Source organism: Candidatus Frankia alpina, assembly GCF_902806485.1.
Lineage (GTDB): Bacteria > Actinomycetota > Actinomycetes > Frankiales > Frankiaceae > Frankia > Frankia alpina.
The window spans coordinates 1-6557 of record NZ_CADCWT010000245.1; the positions used below are offsets into that span (position 1 = coordinate 1).

Genomic DNA, 6557 nt, shown 5'->3' on the forward strand with positions numbered 1-6557 from the left:
GCCGGGAATGGCTCAGTGCGGGGAGGATCGGCTGTACTGGCACCCGTACGGTTCTGGATGCCGGCAGGCAGGTCGACGCCACGGAAGTCGTTGACCTGAGTACCGCCGTGGGTGATCATGACGCCGATGCTGTTGGACACCGTGACCTGTGGAAGGCGGGCCTCGGCGACCATCGCCGATGCGCCGGACGCCGAGCCGCTTGGACCCGGCGCTGCTGCCATCGATGCGTCCAGCGGCATCGCGGCCGGAGCCGCCGGGGTGAAATGGCGCGCCGCCGCGAACAGGCTTTCCCGGCCGTCCGCGAGTAGGCCGACGGAAAGCAGAAACCCGACCTCCCGCCAGTACTCGGTGGCGGCACCCGCCTGCCACACCGGCTGGTTCGCCCGAGGAACTCCCGCCAACTCCAGCACCTGGCGGACAAGCGTCGGCTCATGAAACCACGACGCGAAATACTGAATCTCCTGCTCGCTGAGTCCATCGCTCATTCTAACATCACCTCGATCGCTCATTCTAACATCACCTCGGCAGTCTGCCCAGTCGCGATGAAACGGTCGCTGCCGTCAGCTTTGATGTCTACTCTAAGCGCCAGGAACTGCCTTGTCCGAGCCGTTGTCATCTTCCCACCGTGTGGCCCAGGCCGCGGCACCCGACCGAGGAGACCATGGCAGCCAGCCGATCGAAGCCGCGCCTCACACACAGCCCGGTCGCCCGCACGGACGACGAACCACGCACACGCGCCACCACGCCCACCGATCACCCGGATGCGCCACCCGCGCGGCACGTGCCGGAGGTGGATCCGGCGCATCGGACAGGCTGTGCCAGTGTCGATGGCTGCAGCTGCGGTGAGCCCGCCTGTCAGGTCCGCCGCAGGATCCGAGGTCGCGATGACCCCGCTCGCCAGGCGGGTGCGGATTCTCGTCGACCGGCGTGGGCGGGATGGCGGACCGACGGTGACGTCGTCCGGTCTCTGGTGGAGCCGGCACCGGATCGTGTGGATCGACGGTAGCCAGGGTGTGGTCGTCGGAGACGGCAATCGGCAGCAGAACACCACCGAGCTGCGGGTTACCGACGCGCTTGTCCACCTCGACGACGCGACCTGCGGCCTGGCCACCATGCGAAGGTTCACGGCGCTGGCCGCCGACCCGACCGACGCCCGCCGGCAGGCGTCGCTGCGCCGTCAGCTGCTCGCGGACAACCATCGCCGCCACCGCGATCCCGCCCGGCCGCACCTCGCCGACGACGGCGCGATGGATCTGAGCGTGGCCGCCGATCGGATCGTTGTCACCAGATCGAGCGGTGTCATCGTCGGTGACCGTAATTTTCAGGTGAACGATTTCGCATACCGCTGGCGCAGCCCGGAGTTCGGCTTCGCGGACCTCGTCGCGGCCAATCCGAAGCTCATCACCCGACTCTCCGACGCGATGGCCCGTCCGGACGACGACGGTCGGATGACCGCGCTGGTCACCGACATTTGTGACGCGGTGTCCGCGATCGCGCCTGCATACTACCTCGAATAACCGGATGCGGCTATCACGGGTTTCACCCAGACGTCTGGCGTCATGCTCGGCGGAACGGAAAACAGTCAGGAAAACACGTCGACGATCGACCTCTACCGCCTGAACGTGGCCTTCTTTGTCGCCTTTGTCTACACCGAGGCGCAGGAACAGATCGATGCTCGCGAACTCGACGTCCTCACGGCTGTGCACCAGCGCCGCCTCCAGAGCTTCCGCGCCCTGCACCCCAGTGCCGGGGCGGCCACACCGCAACGCTGCGCCGAGTCCGGCCAGGCCCTGCGCGCCGATCTGGACCGGATGGCGCAGATCCACCACGAACGCCTCGACCGCCTGCGGCCGGCCGACCCTGCCCAGGCCCAGCGCCGCGTCCGGATCGACGCCGACCTCGAACAGCTCGAGGCCCGCCGAGCCGCGACGGACCGCGAGATCATCGCGACCCGCCTCGCCGCCGAAGAGGCCCGGGACAGCCGCCGCTTCGACGACCTGTGCGCGGACATCCTGCACCGACTCGAAGACCTGCCCGGGACGCTCCGGCCCGGCGCGTCGATCGACAGCGACGACACACTGCGGGCGGCCCTCGCCGACATCGACGCTGCCCTCGACCGCTGCCTACGTCTCCACCAGGGTCGGATCGAGCGGGTCAAGGACCTGGACCCGCACCTGCGCCTCGGCTGGCTCGGTCCGACCGCGGCAGCCTGCATCGCCGACCTGACTCGTGACCTGGCGACCCTGCGCGCCTGCCGACACCTTGTGACGGGGGGGCCACCGGCCGATCCGGCTTCGACCGTGCCGCCGAACGGCGACCCGTCGACTGCCATCGAACGGGTGGCCGCTGCCTTGACCGGCGTCACCACAAGACTGGTTCCGTCGACTGCGGAGCCGTCCTTCCTCGTGGCCACCCCAGCCACGGACCTTTTCGGCGCGGATCTGTTCGCCGAACCGTCCAGTGACACCCCGTCGACTGAGCTGTTCGTCGACCTGCTGACGCCCGATTTTTGGTCGGACACCGCAGCCGCGGAGCCGGACAGCCTGCCGCTGTTCGTCGCCGGCCCCGACGACGCGCTGGACCCGCTGAACCTCTCCGGCGCGTCCACCCTCGACGTCCCGACGGCGCACCTCGACCCGCCCCCGCTCGACCTGGGTCTCCATCAGGCGACGTTCGGCGATCCGTCCTTCGATGAGGTGACGCTCGGAGATGTGGCGCTCGGCGACCCCGCGAAGAGGCGAATCTCTGTCGATGGGAGCGGTGGCGTCGCTCGTTGGTTGCGTCGCCGGCCCGGTCCGGAGGCCGTCAACCGGACGCCGCCCCGGACCGCCCCGACGGGTCCGATCCAGGATCCGGCTGACCTCAGGTCCCAGGTCAACGGTCCCGGCGGCCCCGGGTGGCATCAGAGTCCCGGACGCGGCGGTGGGCTATAGGCGAGGTCGTCGGGGCTCCGCCGCAAGCAGCCACGGCGGGACCTTCGTACTGCTGGTCGGGCGTGATCAGATGATGGGCCGAGATGCGGGCGCTCCGTCGGTGCCGGTGTCGGAGTTCACCGGGTTCCGGTTCCCGCCCGAGATGATCGTCCTGGCCGGCCGCCGGGCTGCCGGCGTGCGCCGCTTCCTCGGAACGCAACAGTGCCCCGCCGCGCGTGTTGACGTGCGCCGAGCGAACCCGCCGAATGCGCCAGCGGCGTCCAATTACTGTGGCGGCATGGGATTGCTGGGGGATCTGGTCAAGATCGTGTCCGACCTGGTGGCGGGCGGCCGCCACCAGGGTGAGGCACCCTCGCGGGAGGCGGGACGGGAAGGTCGGCGGCGGTCGGCGTCAACACCGAAGGCCCCTTCCCCCTCTTCGTCGTCCTCTTCGTCTTCGGGGGCAGCCGCGCGCCCTCACCCGGCCCGGGAGCGGGCACGGTCGTCCCGCGCGAATGCGGAGGTCTCGCCGGGCGAGTCTGGGCCGGACGCCACCAGGGAGGTCGATCCGGGTCGCATCGGGCCGGTGCGGATGAGCTATGCGCCGGAATCGGACGGGGCTCCGGATCCCGGCGAGATCGTCTGGACGTGGGTGCCGTTCGAGGAGAACGACGGACGGGGCAAGGACCGGCCGGTGCTCGTGGTGGCCGTCGAATCCGCGGGCACCTACCTGGCCGTGCAGCTCACCAGCAAGGACCATGACGGCGAGGGCGACTTTGTGCCCGTCGGCGCGGGCGGGTGGGACGGCGAGCATCGACCGTCCTGGGTCAACCTGGACCGGGCGATCCGGGTGTACGAGGGCGGGATGCGCCGAGAGTCGACGGCCCTGCCGCGGGAGCCGTTCGAGCGGGTCACGGACCGGCTGCATCAGCGCTACGGCTGGCGCTAGGCGCTGGTCGGATTCGGCGAGGTCCGCGGCCGTGGTCGCCACCGGCACCCGCGCGGGCTGGTCGAGGTGGCGCAGCGCCTCGGTCATACCAGCGCGCCGGCTGCCAGGATTGCGTTCAACTCCGACGGTGGATCCAGCCTCGAAGCCGTCCAACGGGTCCTGTCCTGACAGAATCCGTGGCACGCGTCTAGCCTGCGGTGGGCGCGAGCTGGGCTGCGAGACTGCGCGCTGGGGGCATCAGGTCGGTTTCGACGCGATGCCCTCGTAGGCGAAGCCGAGCTGGGCCGTCCCGCGCATCGGATAGGTGCTGGCCGACTCCAGGGTCAGTCCGGACTTCTCGACCAGGTCGTCGATCCGGCGGTTGAGGCGGCAGCCTCCGGCGATCCTGCTCCAGGCGGGTGTGAGCCGGTCCTGCCAGCGGGCGACGGCGGGCCGGGGTGAGCGGCCGTGCTCGGTGAAGTGCAATGTGCCGCCGGGCCGCAGTACGCGATGGATCTCGCGCAGTGCCCGTTCGGTGTCGGGGATGGTGCACAGCGTCCAGGTGGTGAGGACGTGGTCGACCGACGCGTCCGGAAGGTGCAGCGCCTGACCGTCGTCGCCGATGAACTCGACCGTGACGGGCGCGGCGGCGATGCGGGGTGCGGCGAGTGTGCGTCCGACGGCGGCGGGTTCGACCGCGAGCAGGCGGGTGACTCCCGCCGGAAGGTGCGCGACGTTGCGTCCCGACCCGAAGCCGATCTCCAGAACCTCGCCGGACAGCCCGGCCGCGACGCGCGCCCTGGCCTCCTCCACCGGCCGGCCGAGGACGAGATCGACGATTCGGGGCAGCACCTGGTCGTCATAGAAGCCCATCACAACTCCTCATCGGGGGCCTGGGCGGCCGTTTCGCCGAGCAGCTCCCGAGCGAGCAGCGTGGCCGTGGTGCTCTGCCAGCGTTCCGGCGACCAGCCGAGGGTGCCCGTGGCGACGATGTAGTTCTCGGCGCTGGTGATCAGGAAGGCCAGATCGGCGGCGTTCTCGACGGTGAGCCCCGGGCGGAGGGCCGCGCGGTCGGCGAGAGCGCGGAACGCGACGCGGCGCTGGCCCTCGTTCACGCCCCACTGCGCCGCGAGGTCCGGATCGGTGCCGACGGTGCCGCGAACGACGGCGAGCAGCGGCGCCACCCGCCCCATGATCTCGCGGCCGCCGTTCGTCCAGAGCTCGATCACACGGACCGGGTCGGGCTCGGTGGCCAACTCTTCGAGCCACGGCCGGTCCAGTAGCGCGACCGGCTCGTCGTCTCCGACGGCGGCCACGTCGAGCGCTTCCTTGAGCAGCGTCGCCTTGTTCCCGAAGTGGAAGTAGACGGTCTGTAGCGCCGCGACCTGATCGAGCGTCGTCGCGCCGTAGCCCTGGTCGAGGAACGCCTTCGCCGCCGCGGCGACGATCCGCCGCCTGGTCAGCCTGGTCTTCTCGGCCCGACTCGGCCTGTCCTTGACCCGACTCGACCCGACTCGGCCTGTCCTTGACGGGATCACTCACTCGCTAGAGACTACTCTAGTAAGTCGCTAGAGTCAGCTCTAGTCAACAGAGGGATCATGCCCGACCTCACACCGATCCACCACGTGAAGATCCCGGTCAGCGACGTCCGCGCCAGCAGCGAGTGGTACCTGCGGGTGCTCGGGCTGGAGGTGGCGATCGAGTTCACCGAGGACGGCGAGCTCCGTGGCGTCGCCCTCAAGGCGCCGGACGGCACGACCCAGATCGCGCTCCGGTACGACCCCACGCGCGCCGCCGCCCTCGCCGGCTTCGACCTCGTCGCGCTTGGCGTCCCGACCCGGGACGGCGTCCATGCCTGGGTCGACCACCTGGCCGCCATCGACCAGAAGCACGGCGGCCTCGTCACCGGCCACCACGGCGGCACCGTCCTCGTCGGTCTCCACGACCCCGACGGCATCGAAATCCGTCTCTATGCCACCTGACCGACCACAGACCTACAAGGAGAATCCCCATGCGACACACCGACTCCGGCGGCGACAGCGAGCCGCTCGTCCTGATCCACGCGGCAGTCTTCGCTGACTGGTTCGTCCCGTTCGAGCGCGAGCCGGCCGTCGCCGGCCGTCGCCGGCCTGCGCCGGATCCGCGTCACCCGCACCGGGTACTCGAACTCCGCACCCGCCGAGCCGCTGTCGGTGGCCGACCATGCCGCCGAGTGCGCGGATCTGTTGCGCCGCCTCGGGATCGAGCGGGCCCGGGTGCTCGCTCACTCCTCCGGCTGCGTGGTCGCGCTGCAGCTGGCGCTCGACCACCCGGAGCTGGTCGGCGAGCTCGTCCTGGTCGAGCCGCCGCTGATCGACCCGCTCCTGCCGCCGCAGGACCGGGCGACGGTCGCCGCTGCGATCGGCCCTGCCCTGGGCGCGGCGATGGGCGCTGCCGCCCAGGGCGACCTGCGCACCGCCTTCGACACCTTCCTGACGGCGGTGTGCGGTCCGGAGTACCGATCCGTGATCGAGTCCGCCCTCGGCCGAGCCGGCCTGGAACGCGCCGAACGCAACTGCGGCTACTGCTTCGCCGGCGAGGTGCCCGCGCTCGCCGCGTGGCACTTCGACGAGGAGCTGGCGCGCCGCATCGAGCAGCCGGGTCCATCTCGTCGCCGGCGGCGAGAGCCCACCCTTCACCCACAGCCTCGTCGACCACCTCGCCACGATGCTCCCCGA

General features: G+C 70.5%; 8 protein-coding genes. 5 read left to right on the forward strand and 3 right to left on the reverse strand.

Annotation, left to right across the window (positions count from 1 at the left end; genetic code table 11):
* The coding region (locus tag G6R25_RS19730) for an effector-associated domain EAD1-containing protein (protein WP_235949157.1) at positions 1-485 on the reverse strand (485 nt) is incomplete at its 3' end.
* Positions 486-884: 399 nt separating this feature from the next.
* On the opposite strand from G6R25_RS19730, the gene G6R25_RS19735 reads away from it, so the two are divergent.
* The 3 genes from G6R25_RS19735 to G6R25_RS27940 all read left to right on the forward strand — a co-directional run bounded on the left by G6R25_RS19735 (position 885) and on the right by G6R25_RS27940 (position 3861).
* On the forward strand, positions 885-1517 hold the full coding sequence (locus G6R25_RS19735; protein ID WP_163554144.1) for a hypothetical protein: 633 nt from the start codon (positions 885-887) through the stop codon (positions 1515-1517).
* 42 nt (positions 1518-1559) lie between these two features.
* Entirely contained in the window at positions 1560-2933 is a 1374-nt protein-coding gene (locus G6R25_RS19740) for a hypothetical protein (RefSeq protein ID WP_163554145.1), read from the forward strand.
* A 571-nt stretch (positions 2934-3504) separates the two neighbouring features.
* Entirely contained in the window at positions 3505-3861 is a 357-nt protein-coding gene (locus tag G6R25_RS27940; RefSeq protein ID WP_235949159.1) for a type II toxin-antitoxin system PemK/MazF family toxin, read from the forward strand.
* A 237-nt stretch (positions 3862-4098) separates the two neighbouring features.
* On the opposite strand, the gene G6R25_RS19750 is transcribed toward G6R25_RS27940, so the two are convergent.
* Positions 4099-4713, reverse strand: coding sequence for a class I SAM-dependent methyltransferase (locus G6R25_RS19750; protein WP_163554147.1), 615 nt, complete (start codon positions 4711-4713; stop codon positions 4099-4101).
* Positions 4713-5378 carry a TetR/AcrR family transcriptional regulator gene (locus G6R25_RS19755; protein WP_235949161.1) on the reverse strand — a complete coding sequence of 222 codons (666 nt, stop codon included), beginning with the start codon at positions 5376-5378 and terminating at the stop codon, positions 4713-4715. Before G6R25_RS19755 ends, G6R25_RS19750 begins: the two co-directional genes overlap by 1 nt.
* A gap of 60 nt (positions 5379-5438) precedes the next feature.
* On the opposite strand from G6R25_RS19755, the gene G6R25_RS19760 reads away from it, so the two are divergent.
* Entirely contained in the window at positions 5439-5822 is a 384-nt protein-coding gene (locus tag G6R25_RS19760) for a VOC family protein (RefSeq protein WP_136449701.1), read from the forward strand.
* Between the two features lie 204 nt (positions 5823-6026).
* Positions 6027-6557, forward strand: a 531-nt coding sequence (locus tag G6R25_RS19765) for an alpha/beta fold hydrolase (RefSeq protein ID WP_336502151.1), incomplete at its 3' end; no start/stop codon positions are given.

Excerpts from the sequence above, each read along its gene's own strand:
- G6R25_RS27940 (WP_235949159.1), top strand. The coding sequence starts at position 3,505 with ATGAGCTATGCGCCGGAATCGGACGGGGCTCCGGATCCCGGCGAGATC.
- G6R25_RS19740 (WP_163554145.1), top strand. The coding sequence starts at position 1,560 with ATGCTCGGCGGAACGGAAAACAGTCAGGAAAACACGTCGACGATCGAC.
- G6R25_RS19760 (WP_136449701.1), top strand. The coding sequence starts at position 5,439 with ATGCCCGACCTCACACCGATCCACCACGTGAAGATCCCGGTCAGCGAC.
- G6R25_RS19750 (WP_163554147.1), bottom strand. The coding sequence starts at position 4,713 with ATGGGCTTCTATGACGACCAGGTGCTGCCCCGAATCGTCGATCTCGTC.
- G6R25_RS19735 (WP_163554144.1), top strand. The coding sequence starts at position 885 with ATGACCCCGCTCGCCAGGCGGGTGCGGATTCTCGTCGACCGGCGTGGG.